The sequence below is a fragment of the Metabacillus rhizolycopersici genome (assembly GCF_020075705.1).
This window is the reverse complement of the sequence record NZ_JAIQUM010000003.1, coordinates 38,955-61,419: the sequence shown is the minus strand read 5'-3', so window position 1 is coordinate 61,419 and position 22,465 is coordinate 38,955. Positions and strand designations below refer to the sequence as shown.

The 22,465-nt window shown below is 33.3% G+C and carries 18 protein-coding genes and 2 riboswitches; of the genes, 15 read left to right on the top strand and 3 right to left on the bottom strand.

What is annotated here, in order from left to right:
- Positions 1-81 precede the first annotated feature (81 nt).
- The 10 genes from tagD (at position 82) to K9V48_RS02160 (ending at position 15,038) form a co-directional block, all read left to right on the top strand.
- Positions 82-474: a glycerol-3-phosphate cytidylyltransferase gene (gene tagD / locus K9V48_RS02205; protein ID WP_224136516.1), complete on the top strand. Its 393-nt coding sequence runs from the start codon at positions 82-84 to the stop codon at positions 472-474.
- Positions 475-622: 148 nt separating this feature from the next.
- The gene (gene galU / locus K9V48_RS02200) at positions 623-1,504 is read left to right on the top strand and encodes a UTP--glucose-1-phosphate uridylyltransferase GalU (RefSeq protein WP_224136514.1); all 882 of its coding nucleotides are present in this window, start codon (positions 623-625) and stop codon (positions 1,502-1,504) included.
- A gap of 84 nt (positions 1,505-1,588) precedes the next feature.
- Positions 1,589-3,772 carry a CDP-glycerol glycerophosphotransferase family protein gene (locus K9V48_RS02195; RefSeq protein ID WP_224136512.1) on the top strand — a complete coding sequence of 728 codons (2,184 nt, stop codon included), beginning with the start codon at positions 1,589-1,591 and terminating at the stop codon, positions 3,770-3,772.
- 57 nt (positions 3,773-3,829) lie between these two features.
- Positions 3,830-5,029: a CDP-glycerol glycerophosphotransferase family protein gene (locus K9V48_RS02190; protein ID WP_224136510.1), complete on the top strand. Its 1,200-nt coding sequence runs from the start codon at positions 3,830-3,832 to the stop codon at positions 5,027-5,029.
- Positions 5,030-5,032: 3 nt separating this feature from the next.
- Positions 5,033-5,836 carry an ABC transporter permease gene (locus K9V48_RS02185; protein ID WP_224136508.1) on the top strand — a complete coding sequence of 268 codons (804 nt, stop codon included), beginning with the start codon at positions 5,033-5,035 and terminating at the stop codon, positions 5,834-5,836.
- Positions 5,837-5,850: 14 nt separating this feature from the next.
- On the top strand, positions 5,851-7,461 hold the full coding sequence (gene tagH / locus K9V48_RS02180; RefSeq protein WP_224136506.1) for a teichoic acids export ABC transporter ATP-binding subunit TagH: 1,611 nt from the start codon (positions 5,851-5,853) through the stop codon (positions 7,459-7,461).
- 204 nt (positions 7,462-7,665) lie between these two features.
- A complete protein-coding gene (locus tag K9V48_RS02175) occupies positions 7,666-11,148 on the top strand; it encodes a CDP-glycerol glycerophosphotransferase family protein (RefSeq protein WP_224136504.1) in 3,483 nt (1,160 codons plus the stop codon).
- A gap of 101 nt (positions 11,149-11,249) precedes the next feature.
- A complete protein-coding gene (locus tag K9V48_RS02170; RefSeq protein ID WP_224136502.1) occupies positions 11,250-13,259 on the top strand; it encodes a DUF6270 domain-containing protein in 2,010 nt (669 codons plus the stop codon).
- A gap of 162 nt (positions 13,260-13,421) precedes the next feature.
- Positions 13,422-14,189: a DUF6270 domain-containing protein gene (locus K9V48_RS02165; protein ID WP_224136500.1), complete on the top strand. Its 768-nt coding sequence runs from the start codon at positions 13,422-13,424 to the stop codon at positions 14,187-14,189.
- A gap of 21 nt (positions 14,190-14,210) precedes the next feature.
- Positions 14,211-15,038: a DUF6270 domain-containing protein gene (locus K9V48_RS02160; RefSeq protein WP_224136498.1), complete on the top strand. Its 828-nt coding sequence runs from the start codon at positions 14,211-14,213 to the stop codon at positions 15,036-15,038.
- A 313-nt stretch (positions 15,039-15,351) separates the two neighbouring features.
- Here K9V48_RS02160 and K9V48_RS02155 read toward each other — a convergent pair whose 3' ends face one another.
- Both K9V48_RS02155 and K9V48_RS28960 read right to left on the bottom strand, forming a co-directional pair.
- Complete coding sequence (locus K9V48_RS02155; RefSeq protein ID WP_224136496.1) at positions 15,352-15,786, bottom strand: VanZ family protein; 435 nt, start codon at positions 15,784-15,786, stop codon at positions 15,352-15,354.
- Positions 15,787-16,278: 492 nt separating this feature from the next.
- The gene (locus tag K9V48_RS28960) at positions 16,279-16,410 is read right to left on the bottom strand and encodes a hypothetical protein (RefSeq protein ID WP_263432697.1); all 132 of its coding nucleotides are present in this window, start codon (positions 16,408-16,410) and stop codon (positions 16,279-16,281) included.
- A 20-nt stretch (positions 16,411-16,430) separates the two neighbouring features.
- Positions 16,431-16,513, bottom strand: a riboswitch (cyclic di-GMP riboswitch).
- A gap of 319 nt (positions 16,514-16,832) precedes the next feature.
- A riboswitch (cyclic di-GMP riboswitch) is annotated at positions 16,833-16,917 on the bottom strand.
- A gap of 583 nt (positions 16,918-17,500) precedes the next feature.
- Between K9V48_RS28960 and K9V48_RS02150 the strand changes: the two genes are divergently transcribed.
- Positions 17,501-17,722: a hypothetical protein gene (locus K9V48_RS02150; protein WP_224136495.1), complete on the top strand. Its 222-nt coding sequence runs from the start codon at positions 17,501-17,503 to the stop codon at positions 17,720-17,722.
- A 350-nt stretch (positions 17,723-18,072) separates the two neighbouring features.
- Here the strand turns inward: K9V48_RS02150 and K9V48_RS02145 are convergent, their stop codons facing one another.
- Positions 18,073-18,255, bottom strand: coding sequence for a hypothetical protein (locus K9V48_RS02145; RefSeq protein ID WP_224136494.1), 183 nt, complete (start codon positions 18,253-18,255; stop codon positions 18,073-18,075).
- Between the two features lie 731 nt (positions 18,256-18,986).
- Between K9V48_RS02145 and K9V48_RS02140 the strand changes: the two genes are divergently transcribed.
- The 4 genes from K9V48_RS02140 to galU (K9V48_RS02125) all read left to right on the top strand — a co-directional run bounded on the left by K9V48_RS02140 (position 18,987) and on the right by galU (K9V48_RS02125) (position 22,428).
- Positions 18,987-19,733, top strand: coding sequence for a YveK family protein (locus tag K9V48_RS02140; protein ID WP_224136493.1), 747 nt, complete (start codon positions 18,987-18,989; stop codon positions 19,731-19,733).
- On the top strand, positions 19,723-20,424 hold the full coding sequence (locus K9V48_RS02135) for a CpsD/CapB family tyrosine-protein kinase (protein WP_308012488.1): 702 nt from the start codon (positions 19,723-19,725) through the stop codon (positions 20,422-20,424). The genes K9V48_RS02140 and K9V48_RS02135 overlap by 11 nt, the downstream gene beginning before the upstream one ends.
- A 124-nt stretch (positions 20,425-20,548) precedes the next feature.
- Positions 20,549-21,313 carry a tyrosine-protein phosphatase gene (locus K9V48_RS02130; RefSeq protein WP_224136492.1) on the top strand — a complete coding sequence of 255 codons (765 nt, stop codon included), beginning with the start codon at positions 20,549-20,551 and terminating at the stop codon, positions 21,311-21,313.
- Positions 21,314-21,546: 233 nt separating this feature from the next.
- Positions 21,547-22,428, top strand: coding sequence for a UTP--glucose-1-phosphate uridylyltransferase GalU (gene galU, locus K9V48_RS02125; protein ID WP_224136491.1), 882 nt, complete (start codon positions 21,547-21,549; stop codon positions 22,426-22,428).
- The last annotated feature ends 37 nt before the right edge of the window (positions 22,429-22,465 follow it).

Genomic DNA, 22,465 nt, shown 5'->3' with positions numbered 1-22,465 from the left:
AGCAACATATTTTATGTAAAATAATTGTAAATTATTAAGATAGATTTATTTGATATATTAATAGAGGAGGAGGGAGTATACGTGAAGAAAGTTATCACATACGGGACTTTTGATCTGATACATTGGGGTCACATCGCTCTACTAAAAAGAGCAAAATCATTTGGCGACTATCTAATCGTTGGATTATCTACGGATGAATTCAATGCGATTAAAAATAAGAAGGCTTACCATAGTTATGAGAATAGAAAAATGATTTTGGAAGCTATTCGTTACGTTGATGAAGTTATTCCTGAAAATAATTGGGAACAAAAAATAAACGACATTAAGTCAAATGATGCTGATGTTTTCGTGATGGGCAGTGACTGGGATGGACATTTTGATTTTCTAAAAGAACATTGTGAGGTCGTGTATCTCCCTCGTACAGCTGGAATATCAACGACAAAGATTGTGAAAGAATTAGCTATTGCCAAATAAAAACGATTAACGTTTTGAAAAATATAGAAGACAACTTGTTTTGTGGGAACCACTAGGGCGAGTTGTCTTTCGAATGTTCCATGTAAATAGAGATAAAGAGATGAAAAAGTCAGATAGATTAAAGTGGGAAAAACCTTAGGAGGATGACATGAAAAAAGTACGTAAAGCAATTATACCTGCTGCAGGTCTGGGAACGAGATTTTTACCAGCAACAAAAGCGATGCCGAAGGAAATGTTACCTATCGTTGATAAACCTACGATCCAGTATATTGTTGAAGAGGCTGTAAAGTCAGGAATAGAAGACATTATTATTGTAACTGGTAAAGGAAAACGTGCAATTGAAGATCATTTTGATCATGCATTTGAGTTGGAACAAAATTTACTTGAAAAAGAGAAATTTGAATTACTTAATGAAGTTCGTAAAGCTTCAGACCTTGTTGATATCCATTACATTAGACAAAAAGAACCGAGAGGCCTCGGTCATGCGGTATGGTGTGCTCGGAAATTTATTGGTGATGAGCCGTTTGCCGTTTTATTAGGCGACGATATTGTTGCAAGTGATGAGCCTTGCTTAAAGCAATTGATCGATCAATACGAAGAAACACAGTCTTCAGTCATTGGAGTTCAAACGGTTAAAGATGAAGAGACACATCGCTATGGAATCATTGATCCTCTTACACAAGATGGAAGAAGATATCGTGTAAACTCTTTTGTAGAAAAACCAAACCAAGGTGAAGCTCCATCGAATCTTGCAATCATGGGAAGATATATCTTGAAACCAGAAATTTTCCGTTATTTAGAGCAACAAGATATCGGTGCAGGAGGAGAAATCCAATTAACGGATGCTATTCAAAAATTAAACAGTGAGCAACCGGTTTATGCGTATGATTTCAAAGGGAAACGTTACGATGTTGGTGAAAAGTTAGGCTTTGTACAAACAACGATCGAGTTTGCTTTGAAAAATGATGAATTACGCTCGTCATTAATCCCTTATTTAGAGGGATTATTGAAAAGTGAAACGATAAAATAAAAATTAGTTGTGCGTAAAAATAGTCTCATTAACAGCTGTTAGAGAGACTATTTTTGTGCCTAGGCAGCAAGGAGAAGACAAAGGATGGAATGGTTACAACTTAAAAATATTAAACCAAAACACAGCATAATAGCCGATAATCTTTTCATTACGAAAAATAACGAGATCTGTTTTGAAATTAATGATAAGAGTGTAACGTTCCATTTTGAGATAGTCATTATTAACAGAAAATCGAAAGAAAAGATGTATCTGGATTTTAACAAAATGGATGACTGTATACTTATTCCAATCTCACAATTCACAGGGAAAACGCTGAAAACTAGTCGCTGGGATATGTATCTCGAACATGTTCAAGAGAATAGCAAAGTAATAAGTAGGATTGAACAACACGTAGAATCGACTACTGAGCGTATCAGCGGAAAAATATCAATAGACAATGACATGTTTGTTGTCCCATACATGACGAAAGATCATAAATTTGCTATCTATATATGTTCTAACGATCAATACTTAAAAGAAAAATATCCTGGATATGCATTTTTACGAAAAATTAACATGGATAATAAAAGTGGTACATTAAGCTTTAAAACATTTATTCAAATGGATGGACTAAAGGACTTTAAAGTAACGAATATTCTTTTGAGACTTCGCCATGACCATAATCAACAAATGGTTGTCCACGAAATAGATGTAAAAGACACAGGGGTAAACAAAAAAGAGATCACCTGTTCAGTTAATTTAAACAATCTTCATTTTCAACAGTTCTATTGGGATGTGTTTGTAGCGATACAAGTTGAAAATGGTGAGCAACGTTTCATTCGAATTGTAAATGATAGCTATTTAATAAGTAAAAAGCTCAAGCATAGAATGTTGAAATATACGATTCATACAGACGATAACTATCAAATTTATCCTTATATTACGATGCACGGTGGTTTTAGTATTACCTATCGACAAAAAGGAGAATACGAGGCTTTAAAATATAAGGTTAATGAATATGTTGCTTTCTTTTTATATCGTATCCTTTTCTGGTATTTTTCGTTTAATCCAATCTGGTTAATCCATGAAAAATACTCAGAAACAGCACAAGATAACGGGTTCTATTTCTTTAAGGATTGCTATGAAAATCATTACTCTCAAAAGATCTATTACGTTATTAAAAAAGATTCACAGGATACGAAGAACCTGACTAAATACAAAAAACGTGTTGTGTATTTCATGAGTGTCAAGCACTTGCTTTTATTAATTGCTTCAAAATTAATTATCTCCTCTGAGACAAAAGGGCATGGATATGCTTGGCGAGTGTCTAGAGGTGTTATTAGAGATTATGTCGTTGCCAAAAAATTCGTTTTTTTACAACACGGTGTCTTAGGGTTAAAAAAGGTAGAAAATACGTTTAAAGTGAATTCGGCAAACTCAGCAGATCTATTTATCGTATCTTCAGATTTTGAAAAGGAAATTGTCGAAAACGATTTTGACTATCATCCGAAGAATATTGCCGTCACAGGTCTTGCAAGATGGGATGTATTAGAAGATAAGTCTGAAGTAAGTTCTAAGGCTATGAAAGAAATCCTCTTAATGCCTACTTGGAGAAATTGGCTTGAAGAGGTTGAAGATGGAAAATTTATGGAATCAGATTATTATCAATCGTACAGTGCATTATTACAGTCGAAAAAATTAAATAATTTATTAAAAGAGAATAATGTGCGATTGAACTTTTATATTCATCCTAAATTTATGCCTTATGTTCCTCACTTTCATACAAATCGTTCAAATGTACGAATCATCCAATTTGGTGATGAGAAGGTGAATGAGCTGATTATGCGATCAAGTCTATTAATTACGGATTATTCGAGTGTGGCTTGGGAAATGCATTATTTGAAAAAACCGGTTTTATTCTTCCAATTTGATCTTGCGAAATATAACGAGTACCAAGGGGCATATCTAGATTTAGAAAATGACCTATTTGGAGAGGTAACATATGATGCTACAACTTTAGTGGATAAAATAGAAGAGTATATTCATACTAATTTTAAAGAAAAGCCGATATTTACGTTAAAAAGAAATCAGTATTTTAAATATAACGATAAGCAGAACAGCTCAAGAATTTTCAATGAGATTAAGCTCAAGGAAAAAGACCTAGTAAAAAGAGGGGACTTGCTATCCGTTATACGAAAAAGCGATTTAATTCAGTCGACTTGGTTTCGATATAAAAAAATTCGGTTCGTACGTAACTTAGGTAGTAAGATTCTGGCAATGCTAAAGTGATCTCTTCCGCCTTCCGTGCTGAAAATAAAAAACTCGATTAATAGGTGTAGGATTCTTATGAAAAAATTAATAACGAAAATCATAAAAAAGGTAATTAGAGAATGTGCAAAAAGCATGTTTATTGTACTATCGTGGTTGCCGCAAAATAAACATTTGATTATGTTTGAAAGTTTTTCTGGTAAACAATATAGCTGTAATCCTAAAGCGATTTACGAATATATAGTAGAACATCATCCAGAGTACAATGGAGTTTGGAGCATAAGGAAAGAGCACTCATCTCTATTTTTGCAGAGAAAGATACCATATGTAAATCGCTATTCTTTAAAATGGTTCATTTCAATGGCAAGGGCAAGATATTGGGTGACGAATAGTAGAATGCCGTCATGGATAACCAAACCGAAGCACACAGTATATGTCCAAACATGGCATGGGACACCGTTAAAGAAACTTGTTAGTGATATCAAGGAAGTTCATATGCCAGGAACAACAAATGAGACATATGTAGAGGGCTTTCATCAGGAGTCTAAAAATTGGGACTATCTCATATCGCCAAATCGTTATTCTTCAGACATCTTTAAGCGAGCATTTAACTTTCATAAAGAAATGATAGAAGTCGGTTATCCGCGTAATGATATATTCTATACTCATAACAATTCATCCTACATTACATCTGTTAAAGAAAAGCTTGGTTTACCCAAAAATAAAAAGATCATTCTCTATGCTCCAACCTGGAGGGACAATGAGTTTTTTAGACCTGGAAAATATAAGTTTGAGCTAAATATGGATTTAAACTTACTAAAGGAAAAGCTAGGAGAAGAATATATTATTCTTTTGAGATTGCATTCTTTTGTAGCAGATAATTTTGATCTTTCTGGCTATGAAGGATTTGTTTACAACTATTCTCGTTTCCTAGATATTAACGAGCTTTATCTCATTTCAGATTTGTTGATTACGGATTATTCCTCTGTTTTCTTTGACTTTGCGAACTTAAAAAGACCTATCATTTTTTACACATACGATTTGGAATCTTATAGTGGAAAAGTTAGAGGGCTGTACTTTAATTTAGAGGAAGATGCCCCAGGACCGGTTGTAAAAACAACTCAAGAATTGCTACAAGCTATATCTGATTATGAAAATAACGGATTAGAGGCATATGAAGAAAAATATAACCGTTTTTATCAAAAGTATTGTTATTTAGACAATGGGTTTGCCTCTAAAAGAGTTGTCGAGAAAATATTCTTAGGAGAGGCAAAATAAATAATGAAATCATTCTTTACAATCATTAAGGAGCAGATAAGTAGCTTTTACATGATTATTCGCTTATCTGTCTACCAATTAAAGAGCATAAATAATAATAATTACTTGGGAATGCTTTGGGAAATCTTAAACCCATTAATACAAATGAGCATTTATTGGTTTGTGTTTGGCCTTGGGATTAGGGGAGGCGACGACGTAAATGGTATTCCATTCGTTTATTGGCTATCTGCCGGTTTAGTCGTTTGGTTTTTCTTTAGTTCTGCCTGTATACAAGGTTCTAAATCAATTTATTCTAGATTAAACCTCATTACAAAAATGAATTTTCCAATGAGTGCAATTCCAAGTTATGTTGTAACGTCAGTATTTTATCAACATATCGCTTTATTAGTCACGATCATAGTGATTTTTCTGTTTTCTAAACAAGGAATGTCCATTCATCTTATTCAAATTCCGTATTATATGGTAGGGTTAGTTTCATTAGTCTTTTCGATATCTTTAATTACCTCTACTTTATCAACAATCGTGAGAGATATTCATCAAATATTTCAATCAATTATTAGAATGATGTTATATTTAACACCGATTCTTTGGACTCCTGAGAAGCTACCTTTGTTCTTACAGAAGGTAATGATCTTAAACCCACTATATTATATCGTTCAGGGATATAGAAATGCCTTATTAGGCATGGGGTGGTTTTTTGACGATATGGAATATGCTCTTTATTTTTGGATGGTTGTTTTCGGATTATGTTTGATTGGTTCAATTCTTCATTTAAAATTTAGAAGGCATTTTGTAGACTATCTATAATGAGGTTTGGTAATATGGATTATTCTATTCACGTACGTAATGTAACAAAAAAATATAAAATGCATAGTAAGAATTCGGAAAAGCTAAAGGATATTTTACTTCCTGGCGGTTTTGGCGAGGATTTTTATGCATTAAGAGATGTTAGCTTTGATGCACAAAAGGGAGATGTCATTGGCATTATTGGTGTAAACGGCTCTGGTAAATCAACCTTATCTAATTTACTTTCAGAAATTATTCCTCCTACTAGTGGCACAATTGTGGCAAATGGCGAAGTTTCCCTTATTGCCATTGCTGCTGGGTTGGATAAACAGTTAACTGGTAGGGAAAATATTGAGTTAAAGTGTTTATTGATGGGGATGAAGAAAGAGGAAATTAAACGATTACAACCAGAAATTATTGAATTTGCCGATATCGGAAAATTTATTGATATGCCAGTAAAAAAATATTCAAGTGGAATGAAGTCTCGGCTAGGCTTTGCCATTTCCGTTAGTGCTGATCCAGATATTTTAGTCATTGATGAAGCTCTTTCAGTTGGTGATAAAACATTTGCCGATAAATGTTTCGCCAAAATGAATGAATTTAAGGAACGTGGAAAAACCATCTTTTTTGTTAGTCATTCTGCAGGTCAAGTGAAGAAGTTTTGCACAAAGGCGCTTTGGTTAGAACACGGAACGGTCAAGGATTACGGTGACATTAAAGATATCATGCCTAAATATGAGGCTTTTATAAAGCAATATAAAGCATTAAGTAAGGAAGAACAAAAGGCGTTTAAGGCTGAAGGAATTCGTAAACAATCCAGTAAGATAAAAATAGGGACAAGAGGGGTTTCAAAGAAAAAATCAAATAAAGTGATGAAAACATCCCTCATCGTCACATTATCTTTTCTGTTATTCATGAGCGTTGCCTTTTTTATCTTTTCAAAAATGGAGATTAGTGATGTATTTACGAGAGGAAAGAACGAGAGTCCAATTGTAAATGATAAGAGCTTAACAGAACTTCAAAACGATGAAGTAGAAACGAAACCAAAGGTAATTAGATATGTACATGTAGATAAGGCAATAATACGTGCATTACCAACAACGGATAGTAAACAGTTAGAAACGGTTGAATTCGGCTATTCATTTGTTGTAAATGAACATGAAGTCAGTGAAGATGATATATCTTGGTCTATGTTAAGACTGGAAGATGGTACGAATGGCTGGATTAGTGACGTAATTACGAAACAAATTGATCCACTTGATCAACTAGAATTCGATGATGTGAAAGATTATTTATATGACACGATTCCAGCTTCTGAAGAAGAGGCAATAGCATTAATTGGACGAACAAGGCAGGAAGTGTCCACCGTTTATCCAGACATATCATACGAAGTAAATTCACAAAAAAGTAATCTTGTAGAGAATGAAAACACAACTATTTCTTTCAATGAGAATGAAATAGTTGAAAAGATAACCCTTAATCAGGTAGAGATTCCAATCGCTTTAGTAAATGAACAATTAGGAGAGCCTCATATCGCCAATCATTTTTTAGCTTCTTATATTTATCAAACTGACAAATACGGCCTTGTCTTTACTTCATCAGATAAAGAAGTCTTTGATAAAATAACAATTATCAATGCTGAATAATGATTATTCTTAATTTGAACGTTACACAGGCCCCTATTATTAGGGGCTTTTATTCCCCTTAAGTAAATTATTGGAATATCAGCTGAGAGACTTAATTCTTGGTTTGGTCTATGGTATGGTTACATAGTCCTATTTAAATTATAGCAGAATAATGAATAAAAAAGTAATGAAAAAAGTCGAAACATATTGAAGGTGTGAGATCAATTGGCTTTAATAACAATTAAAAATTACAAAATAAGCGATCATTTTTTTGAAATGGTCATAGATAAAAATGATCAGTTAATGGACGATATGGTTCAAATCATGACCGTTGACAGGAAAACAAAAGAATCGAGAGGATATGCTCCTGAAATAGAATATATTGATCATGTGATGAAGCTGAAACTAGATATGAATCAACTGAATTTTGATAACAGTGATAAAAATGCTCTGGATTTATCTTTTTTAATCAATGGTAAGAAGTTCCGAGTGCATAAAGAAACAATCGATCTCGAAAAGAAAAACAAATATTCCGCTACATGTTTTAATCTAAGTAAAACTAGAATCGTAGTTCCAAATTTAACCGTTAAAAACAATGTTTCCTTAGTATACGGGAATGCTTCAATGATTTTCAAAAGCTATTGTGATATGATCGCGGATAAACAAACAGTAGAAGATGTGACGGTCGAAAATGGTAAAGTGCTTTTTAAATTAAAGGAGTTTATTCTTAATCCTAACGATAGTTTTCACGTTGTGCTTTATAATAGTGGAAATAAGAGCAACCGAGCGATTGATTATGAAGTAGTAAAAAATAATCCACTCGAGCTTCAAGTTGATTTATCTAGTCTGGAAAGCTCAAAGATTGGTACAAAGTATGAACTGGCGATTGAGAAAAAGACAGGCTATTTATTAAAACAGTATAAATTAGGTGTAAGTGAAAACTTTAATGTAGAAAATAATAGATTTTATGAGCCTATCAAGATAAATAGATTAAAAGCAGTCGCACCATATTTAACGATTAAAGGAGAGCTAGCATTTTTAATCGTAAATGATAATTATTTTGACAGCAAAACGATGCCATTTGTAGAAGAAATCATGTATTTTGAAGACATATCTTTGGAGCGAAATAATCTTAAGATTAAATTGAAAAAGGGTGAACAACTTGGTGAATATAATCGTTATTCATTAGTTGTTTCTAACATAAAGACATCAGATGTTCTCACACTTGGGCAGCATGAAGGAAGCTTCAATGAAAATGGTGAAATAAATGTTAATATTTCCCAATTATTTGTCGATCCTTTATTCCAGCAAAATCAACGCTGGAAATTATATTTAAAGCTTTATACTGAAGAGTCAGTCATTTTATATGAAATAAAAAAAGATAGTGTTTGGATTGAAAGCCCAGTTTTAAGACATATGAAACCGATTGAAATTAACGAAGAAATTAGTGTGATAAATTATGTCTCAGGTAAAAATGAAGTAGCATTTTTGATCGGTGGCGAAGAGGTATATAGAAGAGAAGTATATCGAAAGTTAAGTAACCGTATTTCTATTGATGATGTAAAAGTAATTAGTAAAAATCTAATGTTTAGATTACCTAGTTTTCATTATGATAAATTAGAAAGTATACGTGTAATCTTGGTAGAAAGGAAGACGAAAGAGCAATGGTCTCAATATGTCTCTCCGAAGATTGTTGATGGTGATGCGTTAATTAAAATTGATTTAACTGACTTTATTAAGGATTATGAAACGGTGGATTCTCGTTGGGATGTCTCATTAGAAATCATTCATGATACGTTCATTGAACAGAATAAAATTGGCTATTATCACTATCCGAAGCTACCAGGACATGAAAGATTTTTTGACTCAATCACAACAAATACGTCTAACCTAGTTACACCATATCTAACAATAAAGAATGAATTATCTCTAGTCATTAAACAAGGATTACCTTTAGTGAATGAAAAGCTTAAATCCGCTGTGGAATTAACTAATTTCCAAATGGAAAAAAACATCATTAATGGAGAATTCACTCTAGAGCTCCCAGAGTGTTCATCCTATGAAGTGTCAGCCATTATGTTAAAGTATAGACACAAAATAGAGAACAGAGAATATCGATTCGATGCAAAGGAAGTAAAACTTACTCAGAATAAGTCTAAAGTAAAGTTTGAATTTGATATATTACCGTTAGAATTTGAAAATTATTTTTGGGATATATTTGCAGTCGTGAGTATTTCTGGTAAGGAATATCCAATTAAGCTTAAAAAGACATCAGCTAACGTAAAAGAATCAATTGATAAAAAGATTGTGAAATATTCTTTTACATTCAACAACGGATTCCAATTCTATCCTTATATTACTTCAGTAGGCAATTTAGCGTTTGTATATAGGGAAAAAATGTCGCATGAATCATTATCCTTTAAGATAAAGGAAAATGTCGCATATTTTACGTATCTATTGTTTAAGAAATATTTTGATAGAAAAGATATTTGGTTGGCATTTGAGAAATTTTCAGAAGGTGCTCAAGATAATGGGTATTATTTCTTTAAATATTGTTATGAGAACAATAAGAAGAAAAACTTCTATTATATAATCAAAGATACCTCACCAGATTATAACAATATTGAACCTATGAAAAATAAAGTCATCAAATACATGAGCTTTAAACATATGCTTTATCTTTATGCATCTACCCTGTTGGTTTCCTCAGAATCTAGAGGTCATTCGTACGATATTAGAATCGAAAAGGGCAAATTGAGAGAAACTATAAAAAGAAAAAAACATGTATTCTTGCAGCATGGAGTAATTGCTCTTAAGAGAATTGATAGTGTGTTTAAGAAAAAGGCGACAAATGCTAATGCTACGGATCTCTTTGTTGTTTCTTCGGATTATGAGAAAAGTATCATTACAGATGTATTTGACTATAAAGATGAAGAGGTTATCGTCACTGGATTGAGTAGATGGGATGTTCTTGCTGATAAATCGTCAGACAAGAAATCAATCATGCTGATGCCTACTTGGAGATCGTGGATGGATGATCTTCCGGAAGAAAAATTCATTGAAACCGATTATTATAAAAATTATATTTCACTTCTTAACTCGCCAAAGCTGGCTAATGTATTAAATACATTTAATGTAAGCTTAGACTTTTATATTCATCCAAAATTCAAAGCATATATTGACAAATTTAGTAGTGAAAATTCAAGAATAAGAATTTATCAGTACGGAGAAGAAAAAGTAAATGAACTCTTAATGAAGTCTTCGATGTTAATTACAGATTATTCAAGTGTTGCTTGGGAAATGTACTACCAGAAAAAGCCGATTCTATTCTTTCAGTTTGATATTGATGATTATAATAAATATCAAGGAAGTTATTTAGATATGGAAAACGACTTGTTTGGTGAGAGAGTATTCGATATAAACAATCTTGTACAAATGATAGAAGATTACACAAAAAGAGATTTTAAAGAAAAAGAAAAATTTAGTGAAATGAGACCAGACTATTTTAAATATATCGATCAAAAGAATAGCGAACGAATATTTAGAGCAATAATGGATAAAAGAAAATTATTAAATCTCTCGAAAAATCCTACAGTACTTGATCGCTTAAAGAAATCCCAAATAATCAAGAAGTCATTTAAAATTTTGAAGAAAAATAAAATGACGAATAAATTAACGACCAGACTTCATCATATTTTGACGAAATAAATGTTACATGATTATCACAAGTTATTAAAAAGAACGCCATCTAAGATGCGTTCTTTTTAATAATTTGCAATTTAGATGCTTAAGTAAGGGTGAAAATAAATATGGCTACTGTTAAGGAAGTACATCTTAAAAATAATACAATTGTTTTATCCTTCGATTTTGAAAAAATGTCCGATCTTTTAAAAGTAGAACTAAGATTAAAAGATGTAGATAGGTTTGTCGTACCTGCGTATCGAGATGTTTTTGAAATTGATGTAGTACACATAAAAGAAAATACGTATGAGTTTACCATGGATTTGGATCAGGTAATGAATAACTTTGAGATGTATAATCCAAACAATCAGTTCGTTTATTTCTATGTAAGAGCAGATAATGAATACGTTGATTTAAAAGTGGATGAAACTGTCCAAGCTGAGCTTAGAAGAATCGGTACAATAAAAAATAATAAGCTGGCAACAATCAATTTACTTAGAAGGAAAAACGGAACACTAGGGTTAAAGGTCAACAAAGTGGGAGTAAAGGGCACGTTGGATCTTTTGCGTTTTAATGAGCGAGAGGTAGTTCTTGACGTCTCTGCAATAATAACTAAAACAAATGAGCAACTTGATCTTTCAAAACTTTCATTGAAAAAAAGATCATTCAAAGATACACCGACAGTATATTCTGAGTGTATGTCTCTTGAGAATAAAGGAAAAAGCACGTTTTCTTTAGAGTTTGAAAAGTTAAGTGAATTTTCATTTGAAGATGAAGTGACAATCTTAGACTTCATTATAGAAGTACAAGATCAGGCTATTATTCTTGGGGCAGATATTAAGAAGAAAGACGAACAGATACTCAAAACGTTTGAATTGATGGATTTGAAATTTAAGTTTTATTGGACAAAATCACACGGATTATCAATCAGAGTTGAGAGAATTCAATTAAGTGCGAGCGTTACTTCTATTTCACATAATGAGGATAAGAGTAGTGTTCAATTAGTTTTTGATCAGTCCTCGTTTAGAAAGATAAGTGATCTACGTTGTTTCGTGTATAGAAAAAATATTGTAAATAATGATAGTGACATATTTCCATACAAAGAAATAAAGCTAGCCAATACTCGTAGTACAGATAATAATCTCATGATTGAACTTAACTTTATGGAAATCTTTAAAGGGATTGATTTGGTAGAGCAGCAAAATTACAGTTTATATCTTGTTGAGAATTTCTCCCTATATAATATTACTTATACAGAAGTGATTGAGAGAAAAACAAAGATAAATGGGTTAAATGTGAACATGACGATAAATTCTGATGGTACATCTATTGTTATCGCTGAAGAGAAACCGGAAGTACTTAATTTAGGGATATTAGGTACTTGCTTTACTAGATCTGCATTCAATAGTCGAGAGAACTATTATAACCCAGACTATAAACAGTACTTTAATGTAGCTTATACGCATTTTTGGCCATCTTTACTAAGTCTATCTAGTCAACCTATCGAATTTAAAAAGGATGACTATAAAGATGTAAAGGAAAAAGATTTAAATCAAGTAATCAGAGAATATGAAAAAAATACGTTTACAGACTTAAAAAATGCAAATATTGACTATTTATTAGTGGACTTCTTTGTTGATGCTGTACATGGAGCGAGAAAGTTAAGTGATGGAAGATATTTGGGACAAAATGGATTTATTCATAAAACATCACATTATCATCATTGGATTTTAAAAAATACAGATCAATTTGATTATCGACATCCTGATTTTTGGAATGAGTGGCGAGACTCCTGCGATGCATTTATCAAAGAATTAAGCCAGACGGTTGATTTAAAAAGAGTTGTCTTAATTTGGGGTGGACTAACGAAACATTACTACGATAGTGATAGACAAACAATGAGCTTTATTAAAGAGGGTAAATTTACAAATACACAGATAAATCTTTATAACAACATTTGGGAAAGAATGAATAAATATTTTATTACAAAAGCACCAAGTGTAAAAATCCTAGATTTAAGAAAATACAATTACCTAGCCGACGTAGATCATACTGTTAGTTTTGGTCCGCATCACTATGAGAGCAATTATTATAAAAGCTTTATTGGTGAATTATCAAAACTTATTGTGAATTCATAATGATAAAGGCTCGGAAACAGGTTCTAGTGCTTGATTCTTATAGCCTTTTTAACGGGAGAAATTTGTTGATTTAGACAATAACAAAATCTCTAGTCTAAAGACTAGAGTATATGCGTAAAGTGAATTTCTAAAAGACTACCAATTATATATGGGGGGAACGTATTGAGTCAGATAAATATATCAGTGATTGGAACATCTGCCACCCGTGGTTGCTTTGAACTAGTTAAGTTAGAGAATTTAGAACAAATATGTAATGTATCAATAGATCAGTATCAAAGTTCAATGATAAGTATTATGTCCGAACCAATAGTTAAAAACGTAACAATTTCAGACAATATAAAAGGCTGGGACAAACAAGTAATAAATATGGATTTTAAAAAAGAGCTGTTTAAGAATCTCGAAATCCAGAAGCCGCATTTTATTGTAGTCGACTTTATTGCTGATATTTTATATGGTGTGTTAAATGTTGGCCATACAAGTGTTACGAATAACAAAAATAAATTATCATTGGTGCAATTTCATGAGGATGTAGAGATATTTAATATTCATACACATAAAGATGAATATTTAACTAGGTGGTATGCTGCAACAAAGCAATTCCTTATAAAGGTAAAAGAAATACTGCCAAATACGAAAGTAATCATCCATTCTGCAAGATTTGTAAATTCCTACTACGATGAAAATAACTTCTTAAAAAGTTTTCAAAGGAATGATCTTCAAAGTAAAAATAAATATCTAGAACAGATGGAAGAAATGATCATGAATGAAGATGTAACATTTATTAATTTATCTAAAAGCAAATATCATTCTTCTTCAAATCATAAATGGAAAAAGAATATCGTTAATTATGAAACAAGATATTATCATGATTTTTTACTTGAATTCTTATGTTTCATAATAAAGGAGCAAAATAAGCTAACGGGAAAATAAGAATACGGGAGAATGTAGTTGATGGAAAAAATAACAGTTTCTGTAATAGGTTCGTGTGTTACAAGGGATACTTTTAATCGGAATTTTGTCCCTGATTACAAAGAATATTATGAATGTATAAGTACAGCGTGGCAATCTTCGATTATCAGTTTAATGTCAAAAAAAATTGAACTCGAAAATGAGTTTCTTGAAGGAAACTTAAATGATTTTCATAAACAATCGTTAGGAAATGATTTAGCAAAAAGTTATTTAACTGAAATCAGGAACACTCCCCCAGATTATATTCTTTTTGATGTTTACGCAGATCTAAAATACGGGGTGGCCAAATTTAATGAAGGCTATGTAACAAATAACCCGAATAATTTTAGAAACACTAAGGCATATAAAGAAAAATTATTTCAGCGTGAAATGAGAATGGTAAGTAATAAAAAAATCTATCTCGAATTATGGAAGAAATCATTTGAAGATCTTCACCGATTTATCCAAGAAAATATACCTAATACAAAATTAATTCTAAACTGTTTTAAACTTACTAATTGCTTTTTAGGTAAAGATGGACAAATTCATTTATTTGATATGAGGAAATATCCGAATCTAGATGTAGAAAATCAATTATTAGATGAGATTTATGATTATTTAAAACAAGAATATAATATTACTAGTATAGATCTAAGGACAAATGAATACTTTGCGGATGAAAGACACCCTTTTACATTGACACCATGGCATTATGGGAAGGAATACTATTTAGACATGGTAGATGAATTAAATAAAATTTCTTTAAAGGATACTCTTTTAAAAATACAAAAGATTCGAGATGTTATTAATACTAAATGTAGCGCTCTCTAACAACGCAGTGGTTTAATCCATTAAGTGTAAAGCGCAACATTACTTTACAATAGTCGGAGTATGAACCACAAAAGCAAAAGAACCTTCCCTAAGAGTGAGTTTAACTCAACTTAGGAAAGGTTCTTCAAAGGAATTATCTTAGTTTAACAACAATGTCAGCAATATTCTGAAGTGTTGAATCAAATGTTTTTAAATGTAACATTTAACGAATAGTAAATACTATATTGGGAATGTTACATTGTTCTAAAGCGCTGATGGCAGTCCCAAAATATTAAAACTAAACTGCTATCCAGAGGTCCCCATCGATTTACTTTTAATCCACTCTATATGAATCACTACGATCCAAAACCACTATCACCTGATAGAAAAGATAAAAAGCAAGAAACATTGTTAAACCAATTGAATCATAAAACACATCAAGCAGCCTGCCACTTCGTGAAAAGAACAATTGGGCGAGTTCTGTCGAAAAGGCAACTATTAAGAATAGTAATGTTGTAAGCCAAACTCGGTGCGAGGCCCAATAAAGAAGCAGAGCTAAAATGAAAAAACAAATAATATGGCCGGCCTTTTGGTTAAAATACGTGATATCTGGATGATTGATAAGATCATTGATGAAAAAATCAGAGAAGGAGGGGGAGGCATTAAATTGAAAGCTTAGTTTTTGTTCTTGAAGTAATAGAAATAAGCTCTCAGTACAAGTAAAGATAAAAATCATGCCGATATAACAAGTTACAATGAATGTCCGCATTTAGTAATCACCTCTTTAAAATGGTGGTCACTTTTCTCGTAATCTATTCGATAGGGATCAAATTTTCCTTAAAGAAAACAAAAGAACTCGAAATGTTATTGAGTTCTCAGGTTGTCCATTTTAGCCACGATTAATTTCAGAGACTGTTGCCAAAGCTCCTACTACGGATCAATAATCCCTAATGCTGATGAAAGTATACGAAACAATAGTGTTCAGGCCATTAAAGACATTAATGAAGAGATAGATGTCTTCGATGAAGCATGTATTCATAATAGCAAAAGTGCCTGTCCTTATAATGAACTAAAAGGACAGGCACTTCATTATTTTATACTATCAGAATTTATATGCTTTGTACTTAGTGTTAGTGTCTAGCTCCAGCGTCTAGCTCCTCGGGGTCATAAGTCACACATGAATTGAAGGCAAAGAACGCCTTCTATTCATGTGCGTCTTATGCCTGTCGGAGCTGAACAAGGCGCTTCCGCTTTTCTTATTTTAGTTTAACAACAATGTCAGCAATGCTGTTAAAATAACCGTAGCTACTGGAAAAGATGCATACATAATCGTTTTATTCCGCTTTTTAATTCTAGCTACTTCCTCAGGTGTTGCCCAATAATGATTTGACATCAAAAAACTCCTTTATCATTGATGATAGCTGGCTGGCTTTGCCGAAGCAGAGGCCCCTGTAGCTTTGCGTCATCACCTTTCAGTGATTTTGCCTTTGTAATCTTATTATCGGGACGAATGATATAGAAATTCATAGGTCTTTCTTCCTGAAAATGATTTTGGAAATAGAGGATAAGTTGGTCACCTAAACGATTTTCTAACACTGAACGGTGTTTCGCGGAATGGAAAGAGGGTGACATCGGACTAGGCTTGGTTGAAATAAACATGGAGAATAAAAAAAGAGAACCTGAAATGATTTTCAAGTTCTTTTCTTATGACCGCATCTAACGCATACGCTAGAATAATAGCTATATTTATGATGTTTATGTAACCAACAAAAAATGGACCTAATTTTCAAATGAATCCGCTCCCTTGAATTTCAATCCGGTAGCCCAGCCATCATAGTAGAGAATCTTAGATCTGTGACTTTGCGTCCCTATTTTTCAATAAGGTTTGCCTTTATCTAGATTATATTTGCTTAGTCCTAATTAAGGACAGTTAAAATTTTACTATAAGAGATAGAAAGAGGAAAAGAAAATTCGTTCGTAAAATTGCGACCTTTTCCTACGGGGATAATCTAAAAGTAAAATAAACCCATTCCTAAACTCATTTTAATCAAAACAAGTAGAAGAATGGGTTGGATCTATATGTTAGCTAGATAAACGAAAAGATATTAGAAAATCTTAAACACTACAACAAGTTCTTAATTAAAAGAAAGAATGATAACCACAATGGAATACTCAGTAACATCCCCCACTTAATCCCATTAAAAACATTTCCTCGTTCTTCCATGTTAAACACTCCTTCATTTCTAAAGTTAACTGCCTAGTAAGTATGTACTTATTATATATGAAAACGCTTCCAAAATCTACATTTTTTTAAGATTAAATAAGGATAACTAGATTTATTATGCTGCAGACCTTCATGCTTACCACCAAATCACCCATAAAATCCATATTCTCTCCATGCAACGAAGGATTCCACTAATAAATAACAAACAACTAGCCAAAACTAAAACTACGACTTGCTTGAAAATAGGGAGGTAAAATCGATGGGAACAAGTGCTACAAACTCGGGGAAAATAAGTGTCCTCTTTCATTATGATGATCAAACTGTGAAAAAAAGACTTAACTCGGAACAATTAACAGCGTTACTAGGAGCGGATCTCATTTTCATTGATCAATTTAAAGAGGAAAGGAAAATCGATAAAAAGGTTTGGAAAAGTCATGTGAATGGTGTGGAATTAGCGATCTATCTTAAATCGCACCGCTAATTTGGAAGAATAGAAAAAATTCAACAAGGAAAAAGAAGAGGAAACAAAAGCTTAGCGGCTCTCTTTTGGGATACGATTATGTATAAAAGTAGCGCGAATGACATCCTTGTTATACATGATTTATCGATGAGGATACCCAAAAGAGAACGACTTTTTTCGAAAGGATAAGAAAGCGTAAATTTTTTGACTTAGTTTTTGTGTCCAGCTCCAGCGCCTAGCCCCTCGAGGTCATAAGCCACTCAGGAATAGAAGGTAAAGAACACCTTCTATTCCTGAGCGTCTTATGCTTGTCGGGGCTGAACAAGGCGTTTGCGCTTTCCTTAAAAAAGTAAGCCCTTTCTTATTGCGGTTTAATGAAGAAGCAGCGTCACAACTGCACTCAAAATCACGGTGACAACTGGAACAGCAATCATCAAAAGCGTTTTATTTCGTTTCCTCGTTCTCTCGATTTCTTCTGGTGTTGCCCAATAGTATTTTGACATGACATCTAACCCCTTCTCTAGTCGTTGGTAGTTGGATGCTAGTGCTAGCAAATTGTCCCCCAATCGCTTGTCATCATCCACATCTTGGTGTTTTAACTTAAAGTAAAGTATAAGATAAAAAATAGTAGATATCTTGGTTACTTTTTCCTTACTTTAGATGAGGTCTGACCTAAGTCGAGTGATTCGTCCTGGTTAAAAGGTCTGTTCCATCAGCCGTTAGCATCTTTCTGAAACACCTCCAACTATAATCTATCTAAAATGAACAATTCAGTGACATCTATTACAAAGTCGAGACGTCTAGGGGAAAGCAGTACTGTATTCATCACCCTAATCTTGTCTGTCGGATATTTTGCTGCATGGGCAACCATCCAATATCTTCAATTACTCGAAACAGAAAAACACGCAAACAAATAGTTCAATAATCCTAATGGTGAATATTCTAACAAAACATTAAAAGTGAATCCTAATACCTAAAAATCACAAAGGATAAAACGGACATATTTCGACATTATTGTCGAAATATATTAGAGGTGATAAGGTAAATCAAAAAAATGCGATATAAAAGCAAAGTAAACACTTACATTCGGAAATAGGTGCGAAATGCCCAAAAAATGCCGTGAATATGTCAGCAAAAACGTGTTAGAATGAATCCTGTAAGTGAAAAACGAATTTTATATCCTTTTTTGTAAAAAAATGTAGTTTTCGTGTGGATATAAATCACCGTATTCTTTATAATGTTCTAGTCTTACTAAATAAATAGATTAAAATTTTTGGAGGTAATCATGGAAGAAACTATCAGCTTGAAAGAGCTGTTTCTCACATTAAAGAAACGTCTCTCACTCATCATAATCATTGCAGCAATTGCGACCGCAACAAGTGGAATTGTCAGTTATTTTCTCCTAACACCAGTTTATCAAACTTCAACACAAATTCTTGTCAATCAATCAAAAAGTGATCAACAAGTATATAATCCAGGTGAAGTACAAACGAACCTTCAGTTAATTAACACATATAACGTTATTATTAAAAGTCCAGCGATTTTAGATAAAGTAATTGAGCAAGAAAAATTAGATATGTCAGCTGGTGTGCTTAATGAATTAATAACAGTAGGCAGTGAACAAGACTCACAAGTTGTAAATATAACTGTTCAAAATGAAGATCCGCAAATGGCAGCAGACATTGCCAATGCGATTGCAAAAACGTTCCAAACTGAGATTTCTAAAATTATGAATGTAGACAATGTGACGATCTTAACGCAAGCGCAAATTGGTGAAAATCCGTCACCAATTAAACCACAACCAGCCTTAAATATGGCGATTGCTTTAGTAGTTGGCTTGATGGCAGGAGTAGGTTTAGCATTCTTACTTGAATATTTAGATAACACGATCAAAACAGAGCAAGACATTGAAACTCAATTAGGCCTTCCAGTCTTAGGTGCGATTACGACGATTAATATGGATGGCGAATTAAATGAACATGCTAATAAAGCAACAATGATAAGAACGCGAGGTGAGTCAGTTGGCTCGTAAGGATCGAAAGCAACTATTCTCATTACAAAACAGAAGCTTAATTTCTATGACAAGTCCAAAATCACCAATCGCAGAGCAATTTCGTACGGTGAGAACGAATATCCAATTCACGAGTGTTGATGAAGAGCTGCAAACGATGATTGTTACTTCTTCTGGACCAGCTGAGGGGAAATCAACGGTGACAGCTAACTTAGCGGTTGTATTTGCTCAACAAGGAAAACGTGTGTTATTAATTGATGCCGATTTGCGTAAACCTACTGCTCATTACACATTCCGTACGGAGAACCATGTAGGCTTATCGAATGTTTTAACAAGACAAGCGACACTTGAGGAAGCGGTGAAACCTACGGATCAAGACAATCTATGGGTAATGACAAGCGGTCCAATCCCGCCAAATCCATCGGAGCTTCTCGGTTCAAGAGGGATGAATGCCTTATTGGAGCTAGCAAAGAATGAATATGATGTGATCATTCTTGACTCACCGCCAGTATTAGTCGTAACAGATGCTCAAGTATTGTCTAACTTAGCGGATGGAGTTGTGCTTGTTGTTAGTAGCGGAAAAACAGAAACAGAGTCTGCGAAGAAAGCGAAGGAACTTCTTGAAAGTGCGAAAGCGAAAATACTTGGAGTCGTTTTAAACAATAAAAAGATAGAAGACAGTCAATATTATTATTATTACGGGGGAAAATAGTCAAATTTCGACAAAATACCCCCTTTTATTTGCTTTTCGACCGTGATACGATTACAAATATTGAAATATCATAGGGAGAAAGTAATGAAAAATATCCAATTAATTCAAAAGGGAGGTGTAGGTTTTGATTGATATTCATAGTCACATTTTACCTGGAGTCGACGACGGTGCACAAACGGTAGAAGATGCGATTGGTATGGCCAAGCTCGCGGTAGAAGAAGGAATTACGAAGATCATTGCTACACCTCATCATATGAATGGGAAGTATATAAATAAGAAGCAAGATATTATTGAACGAGTATCAACGCTTAACCATTTACTTCAAAATGAGAATATTCCTTTAGAGGTTTTACCTGGTCAAGAGACTCGAATTTATGGAGAGTTGCTGGAGGACCTAGAGAAGGGAGATATTCTTCCTCTTAATCAATCAAATTATCTATTTATTGAATTGCCTTCAGGTCATGTTCCAAGGTATACGGAGAAGCTACTATTTGACGTTCAGCTGAAGGGCTTGACGCCAGTTATTGTGCATCCGGAGAGGAATGCAGAAGTGCTGGAGAATCCTGATAAATTACTGAATCTTGTGAAAAAAGGCACACTCACACAGGTGACTGCTGGAAGTATAACAGGGCACTTTGGAAAGAAGATTCAGAAGTTTTCTATGCAGTTGATTGAAGCGAATTTGACACATTTTATTTCTTCTGATGCGCATAATACCTCGACAAGAAGCTTTCAAATGAGGGAATCGATTTCTGTGCTAGAAAAAGAGTTTGGTAACCAAGTGGTTTACTACTTTCAAGAAAATGCTGAACTTCTTATTCAAGGACAAGCTGTGTATAACCAAGAACCCAGTCAAATTAAACGGAAGAAGTTTTTAGGGATTTTTTAGGCATATCATTGGTGATGTCTCCTAACCATTATCAATGGGGGCACTCGGTTGCGCTGTGGGTGCCATAGGCACCTTAGACACATGTTGTCGATAGTGAGATGTGAGGGTGGGTTAGATGCCCATTCATTAAATTACTAGCTCACTACTATATTACTTTAAATTAATGGTAAGCCAGTAATTTAATAACAACTAATTTTATTTAGTTATGAAAAATAAAGAAAGAAGGAATATAGATGAAAAAAGTAAGAAAAGCCATTATTCCTGCAGCAGGATTAGGTACGCGTTTTTTACCAGTAACAAAGGCAATGCCAAAAGAAATGTTACCGATAGTGGACAAGCCTACGATTCAATACATTATTGAAGAAGCGATTGAATCGGGGATTGAAGACATTATTATAGTCACAGGTAAAGGGAAACGAGCGATTGAAGACCATTTTGACCACAATTTTGAACTTGAACAAAATTTGGTTGAAAAAGGTAAGTTTGATCTATTAGAAAAGGTAAAACATTCTTCAGAAATTAATCTTCACTATATTCGTCAGAAAGAGCCAAAAGGATTAGGACATGCCGTTTGGTGTGCGAGAAAGTTTATTGGTGATGAGCCATTTGCGGTATTACTTGGTGATGATATTGTTGAAGCGGATACACCTTGTGTAAAACAGCTTATTAATGAATATGAGAAAACAGGATCTTCTGTGATTGGTGTTCAAACAGTTGCTGATGATCAAACACATCGTTATGGGATTATTGACCCGTTAGAGAAGGATGGAAAACTTCATAAAGTGAATCGTTTTGTTGAAAAGCCAGAGATGGGAACTGCGCCATCTAATTTAGCGATTATGGGTAGATACTTACTAACTCCAGAAATTTTTGATTTACTAGAGAATCAAGAAACAGGTGCTGGTGGAGAAATTCAGTTAACTGATGCAATTCAGAAGTTAAATGAAGAACAATCAGTCTATGCTTATGACTTTGATGGTACACGCTATGATGTTGGGGAGAAGTTTGGATTTATTCAGACAACGATTGAATTTGCGTTGAAGCATGAAGATCTAAAGGAACAGCTATTAGAGTTAATGGATAAATTAGTAGAGCAAGAAAAAGTAAGTTTATAGGAGAGAGGAGCGGAATGCAGTGTCTGACCTTGTGAAA